The 19,161-nt window shown below is 44.0% G+C and carries 17 protein-coding genes and 2 tRNA genes; 14 read left to right on the top strand and 5 right to left on the bottom strand.

Going from position 1 to position 19,161, the window contains the following annotated elements:
- The coding region (locus tag RTR63_RS03075) for a GspE/PulE/PilB domain-containing protein (protein ID WP_472796580.1) at window positions 1-493 on the bottom strand (493 nt) is incomplete at its 3' end.
- Window positions 494-926: 433 nt separating this feature from the next.
- Between RTR63_RS03075 and tpiA the strand changes: the two genes are divergently transcribed.
- The 14 genes from tpiA to pnp all read left to right on the top strand — a co-directional run bounded on the left by tpiA (window position 927) and on the right by pnp (window position 14,275).
- Window positions 927-1,736, top strand: a complete 810-nt coding sequence (tpiA, locus tag RTR63_RS03070; protein WP_312522585.1) for a triose-phosphate isomerase — start codon at window positions 927-929, stop codon at window positions 1,734-1,736.
- 90 nt (window positions 1,737-1,826) lie between these two features.
- Window positions 1,827-2,147 (top strand): preprotein translocase subunit SecG, encoded by a 321-nt coding sequence (secG, locus tag RTR63_RS03065; protein WP_312522584.1) that lies wholly within the window; start codon window positions 1,827-1,829, stop codon window positions 2,145-2,147.
- A 107-nt stretch (window positions 2,148-2,254) separates the two neighbouring features.
- A tRNA-Leu gene (locus RTR63_RS03060) sits at window positions 2,255-2,339 on the top strand.
- Window positions 2,340-2,407: 68 nt separating this feature from the next.
- A tRNA-Met gene (locus RTR63_RS03055) sits at window positions 2,408-2,484 on the top strand.
- A gap of 225 nt (window positions 2,485-2,709) precedes the next feature.
- Window positions 2,710-3,219 carry a ribosome maturation factor RimP gene (rimP, locus tag RTR63_RS03050; RefSeq protein ID WP_312522583.1) on the top strand — a complete coding sequence of 170 codons (510 nt, stop codon included), beginning with the start codon at window positions 2,710-2,712 and terminating at the stop codon, window positions 3,217-3,219.
- Window positions 3,220-3,336: 117 nt separating this feature from the next.
- Entirely contained in the window at window positions 3,337-4,818 is a 1,482-nt protein-coding gene (gene nusA / locus RTR63_RS03045) for a transcription termination factor NusA (protein WP_007115082.1), read from the top strand.
- A gap of 13 nt (window positions 4,819-4,831) precedes the next feature.
- A complete protein-coding gene (infB, locus tag RTR63_RS03040; RefSeq protein WP_312522582.1) occupies window positions 4,832-7,561 on the top strand; it encodes a translation initiation factor IF-2 in 2,730 nt (909 codons plus the stop codon).
- A 105-nt stretch (window positions 7,562-7,666) separates the two neighbouring features.
- Window positions 7,667-8,056, top strand: a complete 390-nt coding sequence (locus RTR63_RS03035; RefSeq protein WP_007115084.1) for a ribosome-binding factor A — start codon at window positions 7,667-7,669, stop codon at window positions 8,054-8,056.
- A gap of 68 nt (window positions 8,057-8,124) precedes the next feature.
- Window positions 8,125-9,141, top strand: coding sequence for an Lnb N-terminal periplasmic domain-containing protein (locus tag RTR63_RS03030; protein WP_312522581.1), 1,017 nt, complete (start codon window positions 8,125-8,127; stop codon window positions 9,139-9,141).
- A gap of 20 nt (window positions 9,142-9,161) precedes the next feature.
- On the top strand, window positions 9,162-10,112 hold the full coding sequence (gene truB / locus RTR63_RS03025; protein ID WP_312522580.1) for a tRNA pseudouridine(55) synthase TruB: 951 nt from the start codon (window positions 9,162-9,164) through the stop codon (window positions 10,110-10,112).
- Window positions 10,113-10,516: 404 nt separating this feature from the next.
- On the top strand, window positions 10,517-11,047 hold the full coding sequence (locus tag RTR63_RS03020; RefSeq protein ID WP_312522579.1) for a type 1 glutamine amidotransferase domain-containing protein: 531 nt from the start codon (window positions 10,517-10,519) through the stop codon (window positions 11,045-11,047).
- A 25-nt stretch (window positions 11,048-11,072) separates the two neighbouring features.
- Entirely contained in the window at window positions 11,073-11,258 is a 186-nt protein-coding gene (locus RTR63_RS03015) for a hypothetical protein (protein ID WP_312522577.1), read from the top strand.
- 208 nt (window positions 11,259-11,466) lie between these two features.
- Window positions 11,467-11,736, top strand: a complete 270-nt coding sequence (rpsO, locus tag RTR63_RS03010; RefSeq protein ID WP_219331997.1) for a 30S ribosomal protein S15 — start codon at window positions 11,467-11,469, stop codon at window positions 11,734-11,736.
- 397 nt (window positions 11,737-12,133) lie between these two features.
- Complete coding sequence (gene pnp, locus RTR63_RS03005; RefSeq protein WP_312522576.1) at window positions 12,134-14,275, top strand: polyribonucleotide nucleotidyltransferase; 2,142 nt, start codon at window positions 12,134-12,136, stop codon at window positions 14,273-14,275.
- A gap of 245 nt (window positions 14,276-14,520) precedes the next feature.
- Here the strand turns inward: pnp and RTR63_RS03000 are convergent, their stop codons facing one another.
- The 4 genes from RTR63_RS03000 to RTR63_RS02985 all read right to left on the bottom strand — a co-directional run bounded on the left by RTR63_RS03000 (window position 14,521) and on the right by RTR63_RS02985 (window position 19,049).
- Window positions 14,521-15,021, bottom strand: coding sequence for a hypothetical protein (locus RTR63_RS03000; RefSeq protein ID WP_312522575.1), 501 nt, complete (start codon window positions 15,019-15,021; stop codon window positions 14,521-14,523).
- 43 nt (window positions 15,022-15,064) lie between these two features.
- Window positions 15,065-16,309 carry a hypothetical protein gene (locus RTR63_RS02995; protein ID WP_312522574.1) on the bottom strand — a complete coding sequence of 415 codons (1,245 nt, stop codon included), beginning with the start codon at window positions 16,307-16,309 and terminating at the stop codon, window positions 15,065-15,067.
- A gap of 256 nt (window positions 16,310-16,565) precedes the next feature.
- Complete coding sequence (locus RTR63_RS02990; protein WP_312522573.1) at window positions 16,566-16,817, bottom strand: YheV family putative metal-binding protein; 252 nt, start codon at window positions 16,815-16,817, stop codon at window positions 16,566-16,568.
- Window positions 16,818-16,856: 39 nt separating this feature from the next.
- The gene (locus tag RTR63_RS02985; RefSeq protein ID WP_312522588.1) at window positions 16,857-19,049 is read right to left on the bottom strand and encodes a M3 family metallopeptidase; all 2,193 of its coding nucleotides are present in this window, start codon (window positions 19,047-19,049) and stop codon (window positions 16,857-16,859) included.
- Window positions 19,050-19,161 lie beyond the last annotated feature (112 nt).

Below are 19,161 nucleotides of genomic sequence, written 5' to 3'. Positions count from 1 at the left end.
GGGTTTCATCAAACTCCACCGCTTCCATATCATCAAAATCAGCTAAATTAGTGGTAGTAAAGATTTTTTCGATGAGTGATTTGATTTTGTGGTGTTCGGCAACCACTGTTTCTACGGTAAACCTTGTACCAAACCGCAGCGCGTCTAAAGCATCTACCCGCGTCGGGTCGCTCATGGCAACAAATAAGCGGCTACCTCGTTGAAAAATCGGCAGAATATTAAATTCGCGAATAATTTTTTCATCAACCGCTTCTTTTGGAATATAGTTGACATTGATGGCATCCAAATCAATGAGGGGATCGCCAAATTCTCGCGAAATTACCCACGCTACCGCGTCAGCTTGCGCAAGCTTATTATCAACCACATAGGCGATTAAATTTATTTTTTGCTGCTGCGATTCTGCCAATACTTTTTGCATTGCCGCTTCGCTAATTAGTCCTTCATGCACTAATCGCGAGGCAATGCCACCAAAACCAGGAAGGGATGCTGCCATCGTTTCTCTCGTTTACTCAATATTTATTCAAATGGGCTAATGTTTGTTAGTGTAAACTATTCATTTATATATTAACAAATCATTCTCGACAAATCCGTGAATTCAACGATAAATATTTTTTTAACGCATTTTATCCCTATCTATCAACCTTCATAAAACTGTTTGATACATTATCCCTTCTTTATCCTTTCTTTAAACACCTTACTTGCGTAACCCAATAATTTATTCGGCAAATCGCGGCAATTGCTTATATAATACCTACCATTTTACGCCTGATATTTTAAATACCCGTATTTTCATATCTTGATATCTTTAAATGGTGATGTTTTACATCATGATATGTTAAATAGCGTTACTTATATTTTAATGTTATCTTGACATTTATACTTTGCAAATTCGTAGATAACCACTTACCTCAATTGACAGGGACATTATGAAAGCATCTGATTATGTAGCAAATTGGCAGAATTCTTGGGTGATTGCTAATTGGAAAATGAATCCTAGCACACAGCTGACTGTCACAGCCCTTATGACCGATTTACAGCAGCAGCTACCTGCAGATGCACTGCAAAGCTGTAACGTGGTTATTGCGCCGAGTTTTATGCATTTATCGACCACGCAACAAGCCATTCAACATGGGTCATTGAACATCGGGCTAGCTGCGCAAAACTTATGTGCACAACACGCCGATAAAGGCGCGTTTACTGGGGAAGTTTCGGGTGCTCAGCTCAAGGACGCTCAAGTAAATTATGTTTTAGTCGGACATTCAGAACGCCGTCAATATTTTAATGAAGATGACGCTTGTTTAATCCAAAAAATTCGCAATGCCTTTGCACATGATTTAACCGTTGTTTTTTGTATCGGTGAAACACAAGCCCAGTATGAGCAAAATCAGACCCAAGATGTGCTAGCAGCACAATTAATGGTAGTTAAACAACTAGCCGCTGAATGTGATAACTTATCTTCTAAGTTAATTATTGCTTATGAACCCGTTTGGGCGATTGGTACAGGTAAAATCCCAACCATACAAGAAGTACAAAATATTCATGCTTTTATCAACACCACCTTGACAGACATCGATGCCTCTTTAGCGACCACACCGATATTGTATGGCGGCAGCGTGAAAGCAGATAATGCGGCAGAAATCGCCCAATGCCCAAATGTAAATGGGGTGTTGGTAGGTGGGGCATCACTTGACGCGACTGGCTTTACACAAATTATTCAAGCATTTGCCCGAATTTAAGGTAAAATATCACCCATTTAAAATTTTTACTTTTGCCACTGACAGCGTTTTTGTTGGGCATCAGTGCTATCAAGTTTTGTAGAGATAAGTATGTATAATGCAATTTTAGTGGTTCATATCATTGTCGCGATTTCGATGATTGGTCTGATTTTGGTTCAACATGGTAAAGGTGCCGATGCCGGCGCTTCATTTGGTGCAGGCGGTTCGGCAACCGTATTTGGTGCGTCTGGCTCTGCCAACTTTTTGACGCGCTTGACGGCGGTTTTAACGGCAATCTTCTTTATCACCAGTATGACACTGGCAGTATTTGCTAAACAGCAATCGCTATCTAGCCGTACCCTTGATACCAGTCTAGCGACTAATACTGCGCCTGCAAACCCTACACCAACGACGCCTACACCATCCAAATAAGTAATTAAAAAAAATGTTGCGTTATTGGTAGTTTTGACCTAGAATACAGCGTCTATTTTAGAGTGTTGTTATTTGAAAACAGCTTGGTTAAAGTAGTTTGGTTTTTTGCGATTGTGGTGGAATTGGTAGACACGCTACCTTGAGGTGGTAGTGCCGCAAGGTGTGAGGGTTCGAGTCCCTCCATTCGCACCAACTAAATTAATTTTAAATAACTGTTGACAAGGTTAATATCTCACTCTATAATGCGCTCTCTGAATTGTTGCGGGGTGGAGCAGTCTGGTAGCTCGTCGGGCTCATAACCCGAAGGTCGTTGGTTCAAATCCAGCCCCCGCTACCACTTTTCTAGTAGCATTGCTTTGGTATCATTACTAGAAAAATCAATTTAGACACACTTTTATTGATTTAAAAGCCCACCAATTAGTTTGTGGGTTTTTTTGTATCTGTTGGTTTCGAAAAAACTTAAGTTTTGCTAAATTAGCGGTTGCGTTTTAGTAATTTACCGATTTTTAAAATTAGCTTTTAAAATCAACAAAGATGTTAATAATCAACTCTAAAGGATATCATGAAACTATCAACGAAAGTTGCTGAACTGACCCAAATCATTGAGCCAGCAGTAACTGCCTGTGATGTGAGCTTGTGGGGTATTGAATTTGTACCACAAGGTCGACGCTCTCTTCTTCGTATTTATATTGAAGCCCTACCTGAAGACCGTGCCGAAGGCAAACAAGTCACTATTGAAGACTGTGCTGCGGTCACCCACCAAGTCGGTGGTGTGTTGGACTTGCACGACCCGATTGCAGGCGAGTATCTACTTGAGGTGTCTTCGCCCGGTTTAGACCGCGCGTTTTTTTCTGCTGAGCAGCTGCATGACTATGTGGGGCAAACCCTCAGCTTACGATTGATTCATGCGATTGGACAAGGTAGTGATAAGCGCCGTAAAGTCACAGGCGAATTGGTCAATATTGACGAGCGCCAGTTGACGGTCAGAACCGAAAATGATCAAGTCAATGACCAACTTTTAGCCATCGAGCTTGATAATATTGATAAAGCCAATTTGGTCTACCAATTTTAGCTTTTAAATTTGGGGTTAACGCCTTTTTTACGCTATGTCTTCTAGCTAACTCTTTTCTAGCTAAAAGCAAGATTTTAAAGAATAAAGTCTAGAATGACTTAAATTATAGGTGATTACATGAATCGAGAAATTTTAACGGTCGTTGAAACCGTCAGTAATGAAAAAGGCTTAAATCCTGAAGATATTTTTGAAGCGATTGAGCAAGCCTTGGTGGTATCGACCAAAAAGAAAGTTTATAGTGAGCAGCCTGAAGTTGCCGTGCGCGTGCATATCAATCGCAAAACAGGTGACTATGACACTTACCGTTATTGGACAGTAGTGGCAGATGAAGATCATGAAATGCCTGCCTGTCAACTAGCGATTAGCGATTTGGATGAAAACGAGTGGAAAATCGGCGACGTCAAAGAAGAACAAATCGAATCCATTGAATTTGGTCGTATTGCTGCTACCCAAGCCAAACAAGTCATCATTCAAAAAATCCGTGAAGCTGAACGTTCACTGGTGGCAGATGCGTTTGAACATCGTATCGGCGAGATGATTACGGGTGAAGTCAAAAAACCGGCGCGCGATGGTTATATCATTGATTTGGGCGATAATGTCGAAGGCTATCTACCACGCGATAAAATGTTGCCCCGTGAGCAGCTGCGCATCAAAGGTCGTATCAATGCGATTTTAGAGCAAGTCAATCGCGATAACCGTGGTGCTCAGCTCGTATTGTCTCGTACCTCACCACAGATGCTAACGGCACTGATGCAAAAAGAAGTACCAGAAATTGCTGAGCAAATCATTGAAATTCGTGATGTTGCGCGTCAACCTGGCTTACGTGCTAAGATTTCAGTCAAAACCAATGATCATCGTATCGACCCTGTCGGTGCTTGTATTGGTATGCGTGGCACCCGTATCCAAGCAGTACAACAAGAGCTTGAGGGCGAGCGTATCGACGTCGTGGTATGGTCGGATGATGCGGTGCAGTACATTATCAGCGCTTTGGAACCTGCGGATGTTGATCGTATTATTCTTGATGAAGATACCAAAACTGCAGATATCATCTTTGCCACTAACGATCAGTTGGCCCGTGCGATTGGCTCACAAGGTCAAAACGTGCGCCTTGCATCAGAATTAACAGGCTATCGTCTTAACATGATGCTCGAAGACGAGTACAATGCACAACAAGAATCAGAAACCAAAGTGTATCGCGACCTATTCTACACACGTCTTGAAGTCGATGAAGATTTGGCACAAGCCTTGGTGGATATTGGATTTACCTCACTTGAAGAAGTTGCGTATGTCCCTGCTGAGACTTTCTACGACATCGATGGGCTAGATGATGACGCCATCGACGCAATCCAAGAACGTGCCAAAGAGGCGGTAATTGCCGATGAATTGGTCAAACAACAAAATATTAAAGAGCCAAGCCAAGAGCTTCTAAACCTTGAAGGCATGACTCAAGCATGGGCCTACAAGCTTGCCGAACGTGACGTCATCACCGTCGACGACCTTGCCGAACAAGCCATCTTTGATATCCAAGATATCGAAGGTCTTGATGAAAAGACCGCAGGTGAGCTCATTATGAAAGCCCGTGAATCATGGTTTAATTAAAAAAGGTGTATGAATGGCAGATAAAACCGTAAAAGAACTTGCAGCAATGACCAAAAAGACCGTTGAAGCAATTAATAATCAACTGGTCAAGGCAGGGCTGTCTGCGCGCGGTGACAATGACATCGTCACCGATAGCGAACAACAAAAACTGGTCAGCTTTTTACAACAAAGTCATGGTCAAAATGACAAACCTCGCATTAGCTTAAAAAGCAAAACCACTTCTACTGCGCGGGTGACAGGCACTTCTGGTAAAGCCAAAAGTGTCAATGTTGAAGTACGCAAAAAAATGGTATTTGATAAACCAAATCCCAATAAAATCGCTGAAGAACTAGCGTTGCGTGAAGCAGCGGCCAAAGAAGCTGAAGAAAAAGCGCGTTTGGCAAAAGAAAAAGCCGCCCAAGAACAAGCTGAAAAAGACAAAGCCAAACAAGCCGCTGAAGCGCGTCAACAAGCTACCCTTGCAGCAATGCGTGCTAACTTAGGTGGCGGTAGTCAAGCTGCCAAAGAGCACACAACCACCAGTGTGGTAGTGAAAAAAGGCAACAAAACCGCTGCAATCGAAGTCAAAAAAGCTGACAAAAAACCTGCACCGAAAAAAGAATCGGATAGTGAACGCAAAGCGCGTGAAGCAGAAGAAGAACGCTTACGTCAAATCGAATCAGAAAATCGCCGTAAAGCCGCTGAAGAAGCTCAGCAGCGTACCCTTGAGCAAATGCGCCAAATGGCGAGTAAATATAGCGAAACCGATACTGAAACTACGATGGTTGTCAAAAAAGATGAACCATTGGCAGAAGGTTTGGTGGGCGCAGCGCTTGAAGACTCATTTGAACAAGAACGCCGTGAAATTAAACGCGGCACCGCAAGCACTGCCAACAAAAACCGTCGTCGTCGCCGTGACGATGAAGGTGAGCAAGAGATTAAGAACCGTGGTCGCGGCCTAAAATCATCGCAAGCCAATAGACACAAATTTGAAAAACCGGTTGAGAAAATCGTGCATAACGTTGAAATCGGTGAGACCATCGTGGTGTCTGAACTTGCCCAAAAAATGGCAATCAAAGTACGCGAAGTCGTCAAAATGTTAATGAAAATGGGCGAGTTGGTCCGTGAAAACGAATCTATTGACCAAGAAACCGCTGCCCTACTTGTTGAAGAAATGGGTCATAACCCAGTGCTTGTCAGCTCAACGCAAGTTGAAGATTCACTACGTGAGGCGGTGGGCGAGAAAAGTAGCAACGTCCAAGCGCGTCCGCCTGTGGTTACCATCATGGGTCACGTTGACCACGGTAAAACGTCCCTGCTCGATAAGATCCGTTCAAGTAAAGTGGCATCGGGCGAGGCAGGTGGTATTACTCAGCATATCGGTGCTTATCATGTGCAGACTGACCAAGGCGTTATTACTTTCTTAGACACCCCAGGTCACGCCGCATTTACCGCGATGCGTTCTCGTGGTGCCAAAGCGACAGATATCGTGGTGTTAGTGGTTGCAGCCGATGACGGTATGATGCCGCAGACGGCTGAAGCGATTGACCATGCGCGTGCCGCAGGTACCCCGATTATCGTGGCTATCAACAAGATGGATAAAGACAGCGCCGATCCAGACCGCGTCCTCAACGAACTAACCACCAAAGAAGTCGTTCCTGAAGAATGGGGCGGTGACACACCGGTAGTCAAAGTCTCTGCGTTAACAGGTCAAGGCATCGATGAATTGCTCGAAGTGATTAACCTACAAGCAGAAGTGATGGAACTTGAAGTCGCTACTGACGGTGCAGCACAAGGTGTGGTAATTGAATCACGTCTTGAAAAAGGTCGCGGAGCAGTGGTCAGTTTGCTGGTTAAACAAGGTACTTTAAATCAAGGTGACTTGGTACTTGCTGGCGAATATTATGGACGCGTCCGTGCTATGACCGATGAAAACGGTCAAAAAATCACCTCAGCGGGTCCTTCGATTCCTGTTGAAATCTTAGGTCTGCCTGATACACCAGCGGCTGGTAGCGAGTTTATGGTGGTTTCAGATGAGAAACGTGCGCGCGAAGTTGCAGAATATCGCACGGTGCGTGAGCGTGAAAAAGTGCTTGAACGTCAAGCCAAATCACGCTTAGAAAACTTGTTTGACCAAATGAGCGATGCCAAACTACCTTCCGTTAATTTGATTCTTAAAACTGATGTTCGAGGTTCACTAGAAGCCTTGTTAACCGCGCTTGATGAATTATCTACGGATGAAGTTAAAGTCAAAGTCATCTCATCGGGTGTCGGTCCAATCACCGAATCGGATGTGGTACTCGCTGAATCAAGCGAAGCGGTATTATTAGGCTTCAACGTTCGTGCCGATACCGCTGCCAAACGCAAAGCGGATGAAGCAGGCTTAGATATTCGCTACTATAGTGTTATCTATGGGTTGATTGATGATGTGAAAGCGGCGATGAGCGGTTTACTTGCGCCAGAACATCGTGAGCAAATCTTGGGTATCGCAGAAGTACGTGAAGTCTTCCATTCTAGTCGCTTTGGTTATGCAGCCGGTTGTATGGTGACGGAAGGTAATATTATCCGTAACAAGCCAATTCGGGTATTGCGTGATGACCAAGTTATTTTCACTGGTCAATTACAATCATTACGTCGCTTTAAAGAGGATGTTAATGAGGTGCGTGCTGGTATGGAGTGTGGTCTAGCGGTGAAAGGTTATGAAGTAAAAGAAGGCGATAAGATTGAAGTCTTCGAGATTCATGAAGTCAAACGTACCTTATAAGCTAATCTGACAACCTAATATTGCCAGCTTGCTATTAGCAACCTTCCCAGAGGTCTAATTAATCTAGGTTAATTAGACCTTTTTTTACTATAAAAAGGATTACCAATGAATCAACGTTTACAACGTCTTGCCGATCAAATTCAGCGCGACCTAGCGGTTTTGATTCGTGACGAGATTAACGACCCCCGCTTGACTGGGTTTGTGACCATTTCTAGTGTCAAAATCAGCCCAGATTTGGGTTATGCTGATATCTATGTCACTATCATGGAAAAGTCGATGGATGATGCCATGGCAAAAGATTATCATACCGAGAGCTTAGAAGTGCTGAACAAAGCATCAGGTTTTTTGCGTACTGAGCTCAGTCATTTGTTAAAAACCCGCACTACGCCACGTCTGCGCTTTCACTATGATGAAGTGACCGCTAACGCTAACTATATGATGAACCTGATTTCTAAAGCGGTACAAAGCAGCGAAGGTCAGCCATCAGATGACTGATGCGTTGTAGGCCATGACGAGCCTAGACGAGCCTATTTGTCACTTTGAGTCATTAACAGGGATGTTGAATGCAGTTACTTTGGGGTATCATTAAGTTTATCGTCATTATTCTCTCAAGTCTGTGGGTTGGGGTGTTCGTGTGGACGCATCAGCCCTTAGGCAGATATGTCAGTCTGGCACTAATTAGTGTATGGGTATTTTTCACCCTTGCTGTTTTGGTCAGTATCATCAAACCCACCCTATTTTCATCCCTACTTTCTCACCAGTCTTTATTATTGATTTTTTTTGCGGTGCTGGCGATTGCCATTGCATGCTTTTTTTCGATGTCAGCTAGCAATGAGCGTGATTGGAACCCTGAAGTTGCCCAAATGTTAGACTATCGGCTTGACCGTGATGGCAACACACTCACCATTAGCAATGTTAGAAATTTTGATTGGCAAGATAAAACCCATTTTCAGCCGCGCTGGGAAACTAGGCAATACGACTTGGCAAAACTGCAAACTGTCGATTTTATCGCCTCTTATTGGATGGGCGATGCCATTGCCCATACGCTAGTGAGTTTTGGTTTTAGTGATGGAAAGCAGCTTGCGTTATCTATCGAGATTCGCAAAGAAGTCAATGAACAGTTTAGTACGCTGGGTGGATTTTTTCGCAAGTTTGAATTGGTGATTATCGCTGCGGATGAAAAAGATATTATTTACACCCGTAGTAATATCCGTCATGAAGATGTTTATATTTATCCCATCAATATGCCAAAACACCATATTCAAGCGTTGCTGCTTGCGTATCTAGCGAAAGCCAAGTCCTTAAAAACGCAGCCGGCATGGTATAATTCATTGGTAAATAACTGTACCACGGCAATTTATGATCTGATTGACGATATCCAACCTTTGCCATTTGATTATCGTATCTTGTTATCAGGCTATATTCCCAGTTATCTGTATGACCAGCAATTGATTGATAACCGCTATAGCTTGCAACAGTGGCAACAACGGGCACACATTAACCCAAAGTCAAAGCCTTATTCTGTCAACCACCCTATTAGCGCAGCAGATTACTCGCAGCTAATTCGAACCGACTTTTAATAAATTGATAAATCCACAACATGATGACCCAACCAAAAACAGCCAAATCCATCGTCTCTGGCGTCTTACTGATTGATAAACCGCAAGGGATGACTTCCCAGCAAGTGGTATCGAAAGTCAAATACTTGCTCAAATCTGATGTGCACGACAGTAAAAAAGCGGGTCATACCGGTACCCTTGACCCTATGGCAACAGGGTTGCTACCGATTTGTTTGGGAGAAGCGACCAAATTTAGCCATTACCAACTCGATGCTATCAAATCTTACCAAGCCATTATCAAACTTGGCGAGCAAACCGATACAGGGGATGCCGAAGGTCAGATAATTGCCACTATTCCTGTGCCAAATGTGACACAAGCGATGCTACAAAGCGTCACTGAACAATTTTTGGGTGAGATAATGCAGGTTCCGCCGATGTACTCCGCGCTCAAAAAAGACGGCAAAAAACTGTATGAACTGGCGCGTGAAGGTATTGAAGTGGAGCGAATAGCACGTCCTCTCACCATTTATGAGCTGTCACTTACTCCCCTATCTGCTCAACAATTGCAATTATCCGTCACTTGCTCCAAAGGCACTTATGTGCGCGTGCTGGCTGAAGATATTGCCAAAGCACTAGGTACGCTAGGACATCTGACAGCGCTTAGGCGTATACAGACGGGTGATTTTGATATTGCTAATGCCATCACATTAGCCGATTTTGCCGCGCTCGATGTTGCAGCGCGTTTTGATAAGCTATTAGCGGTGGATGCCTGCGTTCACTCACTACCAAGCTTAGTATTAGACGATAGCCAGTCAAAGCGCATCCGACAGGGTCAACGCTTAAACGTCAAGGCGACCATGTTAAATCAGCATCTCATCTTAACTGCCAATCAAACGTTTCGCTTGTTTGACGACCATCAGCAATTTTTGGGCACGGGACTACTTGAACCCAATGGTCGTTTACAACCGATGAAGCTGGTCAATTTAAATTAGTCACGATAAGTCAGTAAACCTACCATCTTGCTAATTTTTTGCTGTATTCACATAATTTACTCAATGAGCGATGCGATGTCACAAAGCGAGTACGTTTTTTATGCATTGATACAAAACGTGACGCTTTGCTAGCAGTTTTCACCCGTCCAGTGATTTATTCTTAGTGGTGTTGATTCACTTGCTTATTTCTTAGCAAGCTTTGCTAATAAAGAGCAAACAGCGGTTTATTGAGATAACTTTATACAATTAATTGAAATGTTATTAATAAAATAAAAATCAAATAGAAAAATCAAATAATAATCTCAAAATAAAGCGCCCAACTTACAAAAGACGAATCAATAAGAACAAAAATTTTTTTCTTTAACTATCTTTAACTTAAATAATGAAATAATAGGATATTTACCATGGCTAAGATTGCTATTTTACTTGATACCGACTTTGAACAAGTCGAATATACCCAAACCAATGACCTCCTTAAAGCTAAAGGTCACCAAACCACTTTAATCACCACACAAACCCAAAAACAAGTACGCGGGCTTAATCATACTGACCCTGCTGACACCTTTACCGCTGATTTATTAATTGGTGAAGCCAACGCAGCCGATTATGATGCGATTGTATTACCAGGTGGCGGTGCCAATGCCGATGTGTTGCGGGCGAATACCGATGCACAAGCAATGGTAAAAGCATTCATGAATGCGGGTAAACCTGTTGCAGCGATTTGTCATGCACCGTGGATTTTTGCGGATACCGAAATTGCGCGTGGTAAAAAACTAACCGCTTATAAAACCATTGCTGTTGACCTAAAAAATGCGGGTGCGCAGTTTGAAGACAAATCAGTGGTGATAGATGGTAATTTGATTACCAGTCGTCAACCTGAAGATATTCCAGATTTTGCTGAAGCGATTGACCAAGCATTGACTAAATCAGCTTAAATAAGCATAAGAAAAGGAGATTGCCATGCAACCCACTACCATGACAGATATTGAAAAAATGGACAAAAAAGCGCCTGACGCGACGTTTGTTGCCGATACTACGCCTAATGATGCGGACGAAGTGACTTCTGATAAACTCACCACCGCGCCACAAGAGCAGCTTGACCGCCTTAATAGCGAAACGCCCAAACAGCCTACGGGCAATCAGTAAGTTGAAAGCTTGAATCTATTGAAAGCCTTAATAAATTCAACACCCTAATGCAAATTAGGGTTTTTTTATTGGGCAATATTTGGTAAAATAATGCTCCTTTTTGACGGTTAACTACTGAGAAGCGTGGTTATCCTGATTTTTTTACACTAATCGTCTCGATTGTTAGCCGATTAGGCTTCTCATTTTATGCTAAAAAAGCTAGGAAAACATTATGTTGACTAACCAAGACCGCGCAGATGTAATCGCAAAATTCCAACGCTCTGAAAATGACACAGGTTCTGCAGAAGTTCAAGTGGCATTATTAACAGCGCGTATCAATGACTTACAACCACACTTTAAAGCACACAAAGCTGACCATCACAGCCGTCGTGGTTTGATTCGTATGGTTAACTCACGCCGTACGTTACTTGATTACTTAAAACGTAAAGATGCAGACCGTTATACTGCATTGATCAATGAATTAGGCTTACGTCGCTAATCTATCAGCGCATTATGAGCTTTATTCAATCAGCGGCTGCTTTTGGGTAGCCGCTTTTTTATGGGTTCAATATTTTTAGCGAATTTTGTTTTCACTTTTACCCTCGCTGTTAGCTTAGTTATTACCCATCGTTTGCTATTAGGGGTTAAAGCGCAGTTAAAAGGTGGTGATTCGCCACAAAACTAGGTAAAATAGACAACGCATTGTGCCTGCACAATCGCAGTTTACACTTACTTTTTTTAAAGTATTTTTTAATTTAGGCTGATTTAAGGCTGCTATCAAGCGAATTGGTAGATTGCTTCTAACGTTTGTATTTTTTGAAAAGAACACAAACGTTAGGGGCTATTACTAAAACTTAAATCGCCCTATTTCATCACACTAAGGATAAAACCGCATTATGTTTAATATCATTACTAAAGAATTCCAATATGGTAATCAACAAGTTACGTTAGAAACAGGTCGCATTGCACGCCAAGCTAATTCAGTGGTCGTCCACATGGGCGGCGTCTCTGTGCTAGTGGCTGTTGTGGTAAAAGACGAGGCGCAAGCGGGTCAAAACTTTTTCCCATTGACCGTCAACTACCAAGAAAAAATGTACGCTGCTGGTAAAATCCCAGGTGGCTATGGCAAACGTGAAGGTCGCCCATCTGAGATGGAAACCTTGACCTCACGCCTCATTGACCGCCCGATTCGTCCATTGTTCCCAGAAGGCTACTTCAACGAAATCCAAGTGACCGCCACGGTGATTTCGTCAGACAAAAAACAAGATGCTGATATCGCAGCGATGATTGGTACTTCAGCGGCATTGGCAATTTCATCAGCGCCATTTAATGGTCCGATTGGTGCGGCACGTGTCGGTTTTATCAATGATGAATATGTGCTAAACCCAAACCATGAAGCGCTAAAACAAAGCTCGCTCGATTTGGTGGTCGCGGGTACGTCATCTGCGGTATTGATGGTCGAATCTGAAGCCAAAGAACTATCAGAAGACCAAATGCTTGGCGCGGTACTATACGGTCACGCCCAGCAACAAGTCGTGATTGATGCCATCAATGAATTTGCCAAAGAAGTTGGCGTACAAAAAACCCAATTCGTTGCCCCTGCCGTCAACGAAGCCTTAGAAACTGCCCTACAAAATCAATTTGCTGCAGCGATTTCAGAAGCGTATACCATCAGCGAAAAAGCCAGCCGTTATACTCGCCTTGATGAAATCAAAAATCAAGCCATTGAAGCGTTAGCCGGTGACGCAGAAGCCGAAGGCTACGCCGACAACGTGGCACAAATCAAAGAGCTATTTGAAACCCTAAAATACCGTACGGTACGTGACAATATTTTGTCTGGCAAACCCCGTATCGATGGTCGCGACTTACAAACTGTCCGTGCCTTAGACATCCAAGTTGGCGTACTGCCTTACACGCATGGTTCAGCGCTATTTACCCGCGGTGAAACGCAAGCACTCGTTACCACCACGCTTGGCAACAGCCGTGATGTGAACATGATTGACACCCTTGCGGGCACCAAACAAGACCACTTCATGCTGCATTATAACTTCCCAAGTTATTCAGTGGGCGAAACGGGTCGTGACAGCGGTCCAAAACGCCGTGAAATCGGTCATGGTCGCCTAGCACGTCGCGGTGTACAAGCCATGCTGCCAGATAGTGACCGTTTCCCATACGTGATTCGTATCGTATCTGACATCACCGAATCCAATGGTTCATCATCAATGGCATCCGTCTGTGGCGCATCACTGGCGTTAATGGATGCCGGCGTACCACTAAAAGCGCCCGTTGCTGGTATCGCAATGGGTCTGGTTAAAGAAGGCGAGCGTTTTGCCGTGCTGTCTGACATCTTGGGTGATGAAGACCACCTAGGCGATATGGACTTTAAAGTCGCGGGTTCTGCCAATGGCGTGACTGCGTTACAAATGGATATCAAAATCGAAGGTATCACCCCAGAGATTATGGAAAAAGCCCTACACCAAGCGCATGCGGGTCGTATCCATATTTTAAATGCGATGAATGAAGTCATTTCAACCAGCCGTAAAGAAATCAACGCCCATGCACCAAACTTTGCGGTGATTGATATCGATCCTGAAAAAATCCGTGACGTGATTGGTAAAGGTGGTGCAACCATTCGCCAACTGACTGAAGAAACAGGCGCAGTGATTGATATTGATGACAACGGTACCATTCGTATCTTTGGTGAAAACAAAGCAGCGACCAAAGCCGCGATTGCTAAGATCGAAGCGATTACAGCAGAAGTAGAAGTTGGCAAGACTTATACAGGTAAAGTGGCTCGTATTGTTGAGTTTGGTGCGTTTGTCAATGTATTACCTAACACTGACGGTCTTGTGCATATCTCACAAATCTCTGATGCGCGTATCGAGAATGTGAATGATGTGCTAAAAGAAGGTCAAATGGTGAATGTACTGGTACAAGATATCGACAACCGTGGTCGCATTAAGCTCACCATGAAAGGTGTGGATCAAACCATCGCACCAACTGAATCTGCTGATACTGAAACGCCAGCGGCTGAATAGTTTTATTAAAGTTTAGTTGTCAAAAAATGAAAACCGCTTTATCGTCAGATAAAGCGGTTTTTTTGGGATAAATTTTGGCAAATGCTATGAAACCATCATTACAGTAATTAGAAAAAATGCCCGATAATAAGAAGGTTTTGACCCCGTTGGCAATTTACTACTTGCAATACGCCGATGGCGACAATGAATCGCTGAGTAGCCCTCGATAAAACCTCAACCATTGAAAACTATTTAAACTAATAGCGTTAGCGATAAACCACCAAATTCAAATTACTCACGGGCTGAAGGTATTTTTCCATTAATGGCAAAATATCTTCATCAAAACTTTTGTCTTTTGGCAAAATGAGTTCATCACTTGCCAATATTGCCACACGGCGAATACCTTGATACCGTCCCCAATCAAACACAACTTTCTCTAACTTTTGTAACGCTGACACCATATACTCAACATGCGGCGGATTTTCGGCAAATTCTGTGATTGCCATATCCACGATGAACTGTGGCTTTGACAACGCCCCACCGACTGCCATACCCGCCAAATCACGCTGCGGCGTAAACTGTAACACATCACCGAGTAACAGCTGCGAACGCTCACAGGCTTGCTTGTAAACGGTGTAATGCTCAGGATAAAGCGATTGGTACTTAAGTAAGGCACGATGACGAAAAATACCTGACACCGGGACGGGCATGATGAGCGCTTGATAGCGGTCTTGAAACAAGGTTTTTTTATCGACTTGGGTCAGCACTACTTAACCTGCCAGTTATTTATTGATTATTATTTGTGGGTGGTTATTTGTTAGCGGCTTTTTGCTGTTCAAGCTGTGCAACTTGCTGTTCTAGCAGCTGGATACGCTCTTCTTTTTTACTACTCAGCTCATTCATCATACGCAGCTGGTCTTGCATCATGGCTTCTTGCTCTTTTAGCTGCGCGCTCTGCTCTGACAATCGACTCAGCTCTTCTTTGGCAATCGCCGGATCTTCAGGTAGGGTCGGCGCAAGAATTTCTTCTGGCGTGATTGCCGGTAGCGCTGCGGTCGCATGGGCTAAGCTAGTGGTTGCATCCACTGCGACGGTTGACGCGGCAGGTAAGCTAGCGCTAGCTTGTGGTTTTACTATAGGCGCTGCAGTTTTGGGTGTTGCGTGTGCTTGGGTCTGCGTCTGTGTCTGCATCTGTCTCTGCGCGGTGGATTTGTTCGGCTCGTTTGACTGCCCTATAAAAAACCATACCAAGGCAGCTAGAGCCAACCCTGCACCCACTAGCAACCCAAGTTGATTGCGTTTTTTTAACGTCCGTTTCGCTAGTGGTTGACTTGGCGGTCTTAAAAATGGGTTTGCTATCTGGGCGATAACCGCTTTAATTTCGGGTTTTGTTTTGGTTAATACAACCGGTGGCGTCGTTTCAATAGCCTCGATAGTCTCAATAATTTTTTTATCACTACTTTCGTCAGTATTTTCATCACTACTTTGTGATGCGATGGGCTGTGCTTGCGCGCTATGGGGGTCTGGTTCTAGGTTTAGGTCTGGGTCTGGCTTAGCTGCTAGCGGTAGGTTATCAATATCAAATGTCAGCGCGTTATCGGTTGTCTGTGACGGTACAGGCTGTGACACTGTCGATGTATTAGCAGTGTCTTGGAGAGTCACAGTGGTATTGGGTTCAACAACGCTGGGTAGCTCATCCAAATCAAAATCATCAAAACTGAGCTTTTTGGGCGCGACAGTATCAGCCGCTTTTGTATCATCTGCGGTATAGTCGGTTTTGCCATGAAGTAATTCGTCTTCCAACTGGTTTAAATCAATGGTATCTAGCGAAAACGCATTTTTGATTGCTGTCGTTTCTGGGGATGTGTTTGGAGATGTGTCTGAATAGTTAGTCACTTGCATCGGCGGCTGATTAGTCGTATCAAGCTGCAACGCACTATCTGACACGCCTGTCGTTGGATTTTCAGCCAGCTGTGATGATGGATTGGCATCTTTGCTAGTCGGGGCTGTAGAGGCTATAGAGTTATTGTCTTTTTTTAGGCTAAATAATTTCATGTTGGGTCACTATCCCTATCCATGTCGGGCGGGTCAGATGTCTGTACGATTTCATGCTAGCGATGTATATACCATGCTGGCATAAAAATGATGGTGTACATTCGTTTGCTTGTTACTATAACAAACCGCAATCAAAAATAACAACTTTTGAGACAAAAACCTACTTTGAACACCATACTTTGACCACGCTAATTGTATCAAGGGCGCTTAAACTAGTTAACCTTGCTAAAATTTACCCAACCTACTTAAATTTGGCTTATTTAAACCTAACAATACCCGCGCCATCGTCGTCATAATGAACGGTTTCCTGATAATTGGATTGCTGAATGTCAATGATATCATCGGGTGTTGGGCGACGCTCGCTATAGCCACACGCCGTACACTCGATATATTCATCATACTCGGGCTGATATAGCTGAATTTGAACAACTTTATCCAGTGCTTTGCAGCTTGGACAAGCCACCCCCGCCAAAAATTGACGTTTCGGGCGATTGGATTGATATCTCATAGTTCCTTCTTTTTACTAGCCTGTATTTTGACAACCGTGTTACCAAGCTTGGGTGTTGGCGTTATCGGTGTCATCGCTCAGCAGTTCATCATAGCTGCTGGTTAAAAATCCTGAGTGACGTAACAGCGCATCAATACGGGCCTCACGACCGCGAAATGCCTCAAAATTGGCTTTTGCAGATTGGCTACCGCCTTTGGCTAAAATGTTATCACGGAAGGATTTGCCAGCGTTTTTATCAAAAATACTGGTTTCTTCAAACTTGCTAAACGCATCGGCTGACAACAGTTCTGCCCATTTGTAAGAATAATACCCTGCCGCATAGCCCCCTGCGAAAATATGACTAAAACCATTGGCAAAACGGTTATAACTGGCAGTCGGCATAATCGACACATCGGCACGCACGCTATCGAGTAACGCCAATAACTGGGGATAGTCGGGTGCTGGGGTTTTGGCATGCAATAACAAATCAAATAGCGCAAACTCTAGCTGGCGCAGGGTTTGCATGCCGCTTTGGAAATTTTTGGCAGCGAGCATACTTTGTAGCATGCTCTCTGGCAACGTTTCACCGGTATCGACATGACGGCTGATTAATGCAATCCCTTCAGGGTGCCATGCCCAGTTTTCCATAAACTGACTGGGTAGCTCAACTGCATCCCACTCGACGCCATTCACGCCTGCCACATCGCCCACATTGACTTCAGTGAGCAGATGATGCAGCCCATGTCCAAATTCATGAAAGAGGGTTAACACTTCATCATGGGTTAATAAGCTGGGTTTGCCGCGCTGTGCACCCGTTGGCGCAGGGGTAAAGTTTGCCACCATAAAACAAACGGGTAACTGCTGATAACCGCTATCATCGTGTTGATAACGCGCTTGAAAACCACTCATCCATGCGCCACCGCGTTTGCCAGGACGGGCATATAAATCAAAATAAAAACCACCGATAAGCTGCTGATGTTCATCAAAAACTTGATAAAAACGCACGTCATCATGCCAGCGCTGCGTGCTTGCAGTTTTATCTTCAATCTGAATGCCATACAGTTTTTGCACAATCTCAAATAAGCCTGCGATGACTGTCGGCACTGGGAAATACGGACGAACTTGTTCTTGCGATAGATTAAATTGACGTTGTTTGACTTTTTCTGCCAGATATGCGGTGTCCCAAGGTCGCACCTCATCGCCCTCATCACCGATGCCAAACGCTAAACCTTCAATTTGCAGTTGTTTTAAATCTTGCATGGCAAAGGGTCGTGCTTTGTCTGCCAAATCCCGTAAAAACTGCTCTACAGTGTCGACATTGTCCGCCATTTTGGTGGCAAGTGATAATTCAGCAAAATTGTCATAGCCCAACAACTGGGCTTTTTGTGCGCGTTTTGCCAAGATATCCGTCATGATATCGGCATTGTTAAATTCTGGCTGCGCTGACAATTCAGAGGCACGGGTGACATACGCACGATACAAGGTTTCGCGTAACTCGCGGTCATCGGCATAGGTCATCACCGCAAGATAGACTGGGATATCAAGTGTCGCCACATAAGGCGTTGCCAATACTTGCTCAGGGAATTTTTCTGTGTATCGCCTGCCCGCATCTGCCAGCATGGCAAGCGCAGATTCAGGCAGTCCTGCCAGTTGCGATTCGCTTAAAGGTAAAAAGTAGCTTTGGGTGCCATCGAGCACATTATCGGAGAATTTAGCCGATAACGTAGATAACTCGCTGGCAAGGGTGGCAAATTGCTGTTTTTGCGCCTCAGCCAAACCCACGCCCGATAATTCAAAACTTTGTAGCGCCAAGGTCAACGAGCGTTGTCTTGCAGGATCTAAACACTCAAAAAATGACTGATCGCTCACTACACGCTGATAGCGTTGATACAGCGGGAGATGTTGACCAACCGCCGTGCCGTAGGCAGAAAGCGCGGGCAATAATGCATGATGCAGCGCACGGATTGGCTCATCACTGACCACGCTATTTAAGTGCGATAGCAAGCCCCAACTGCGGTCTAATGCCAAATTCACATGGTCAAAGGCGATAATATCATTGAGCGCTTGCTGGCTGCTGAGTTGTGCATCGTTAACTTGGTTATTAGCTTGCCCAGCTTCATCATCGAGCATAGTCAAAAACGCATGTCCATTCGCCAACGCCTCATCGATTGCCGTCTTGAGTCGCTCAAGCGCTAATTGATTAAATTCAACAAGGTGCAAATTTTCTGTCGGATTTTCTACATCGTTGATCATACTGTTTTCCAATTTTTTATCGCTCGTTGATGATTGAGAGTAAAAGTCGTCATTGCCCAAAATTTTAGCATAAAAACCGCAATGCTTGGCAAAGCTACCCCATTTTGCTACA

It is taken from the genome of Moraxella sp. CTOTU47724, from assembly GCF_032014955.1.
GTDB lineage: Bacteria > Pseudomonadota > Gammaproteobacteria > Pseudomonadales > Moraxellaceae > Faucicola > Faucicola tetraodonis.
This window is presented reverse-complemented; position numbering and strand designations above follow the sequence as displayed.

Bases quoted from the DNA above. Each gene is read 5' to 3' on its own strand.
- tpiA (WP_312522585.1), top strand. From the start codon at position 927: ATGAAAGCATCTGATTATGTAGCAAATTGGCAGAATTCTTGGGTGATT.
- secG (WP_312522584.1), top strand. From the start codon at position 1,827: ATGTATAATGCAATTTTAGTGGTTCATATCATTGTCGCGATTTCGATG.
- rimP (WP_312522583.1), top strand. From the start codon at position 2,710: ATGAAACTATCAACGAAAGTTGCTGAACTGACCCAAATCATTGAGCCA.
- nusA (WP_007115082.1), top strand. From the start codon at position 3,337: ATGAATCGAGAAATTTTAACGGTCGTTGAAACCGTCAGTAATGAAAAA.
- infB (WP_312522582.1), top strand. From the start codon at position 4,832: ATGGCAGATAAAACCGTAAAAGAACTTGCAGCAATGACCAAAAAGACC.
- RTR63_RS03035 (WP_007115084.1), top strand. From the start codon at position 7,667: ATGAATCAACGTTTACAACGTCTTGCCGATCAAATTCAGCGCGACCTA.
- RTR63_RS03030 (WP_312522581.1), top strand. From the start codon at position 8,125: ATGCAGTTACTTTGGGGTATCATTAAGTTTATCGTCATTATTCTCTCA.
- truB (WP_312522580.1), top strand. From the start codon at position 9,162: ATGATGACCCAACCAAAAACAGCCAAATCCATCGTCTCTGGCGTCTTA.
- RTR63_RS03020 (WP_312522579.1), top strand. From the start codon at position 10,517: ATGGCTAAGATTGCTATTTTACTTGATACCGACTTTGAACAAGTCGAA.
- RTR63_RS03015 (WP_312522577.1), top strand. From the start codon at position 11,073: ATGCAACCCACTACCATGACAGATATTGAAAAAATGGACAAAAAAGCG.
- pnp (WP_312522576.1), top strand. From the start codon at position 12,134: ATGTTTAATATCATTACTAAAGAATTCCAATATGGTAATCAACAAGTT.
- RTR63_RS02995 (WP_312522574.1), bottom strand. From the start codon at position 16,309: ATGAAATTATTTAGCCTAAAAAAAGACAATAACTCTATAGCCTCTACA.
- RTR63_RS02990 (WP_312522573.1), bottom strand. From the start codon at position 16,817: ATGAGATATCAATCCAATCGCCCGAAACGTCAATTTTTGGCGGGGGTG.
- RTR63_RS02985 (WP_312522588.1), bottom strand. From the start codon at position 19,049: ATGATCAACGATGTAGAAAATCCGACAGAAAATTTGCACCTTGTTGAA.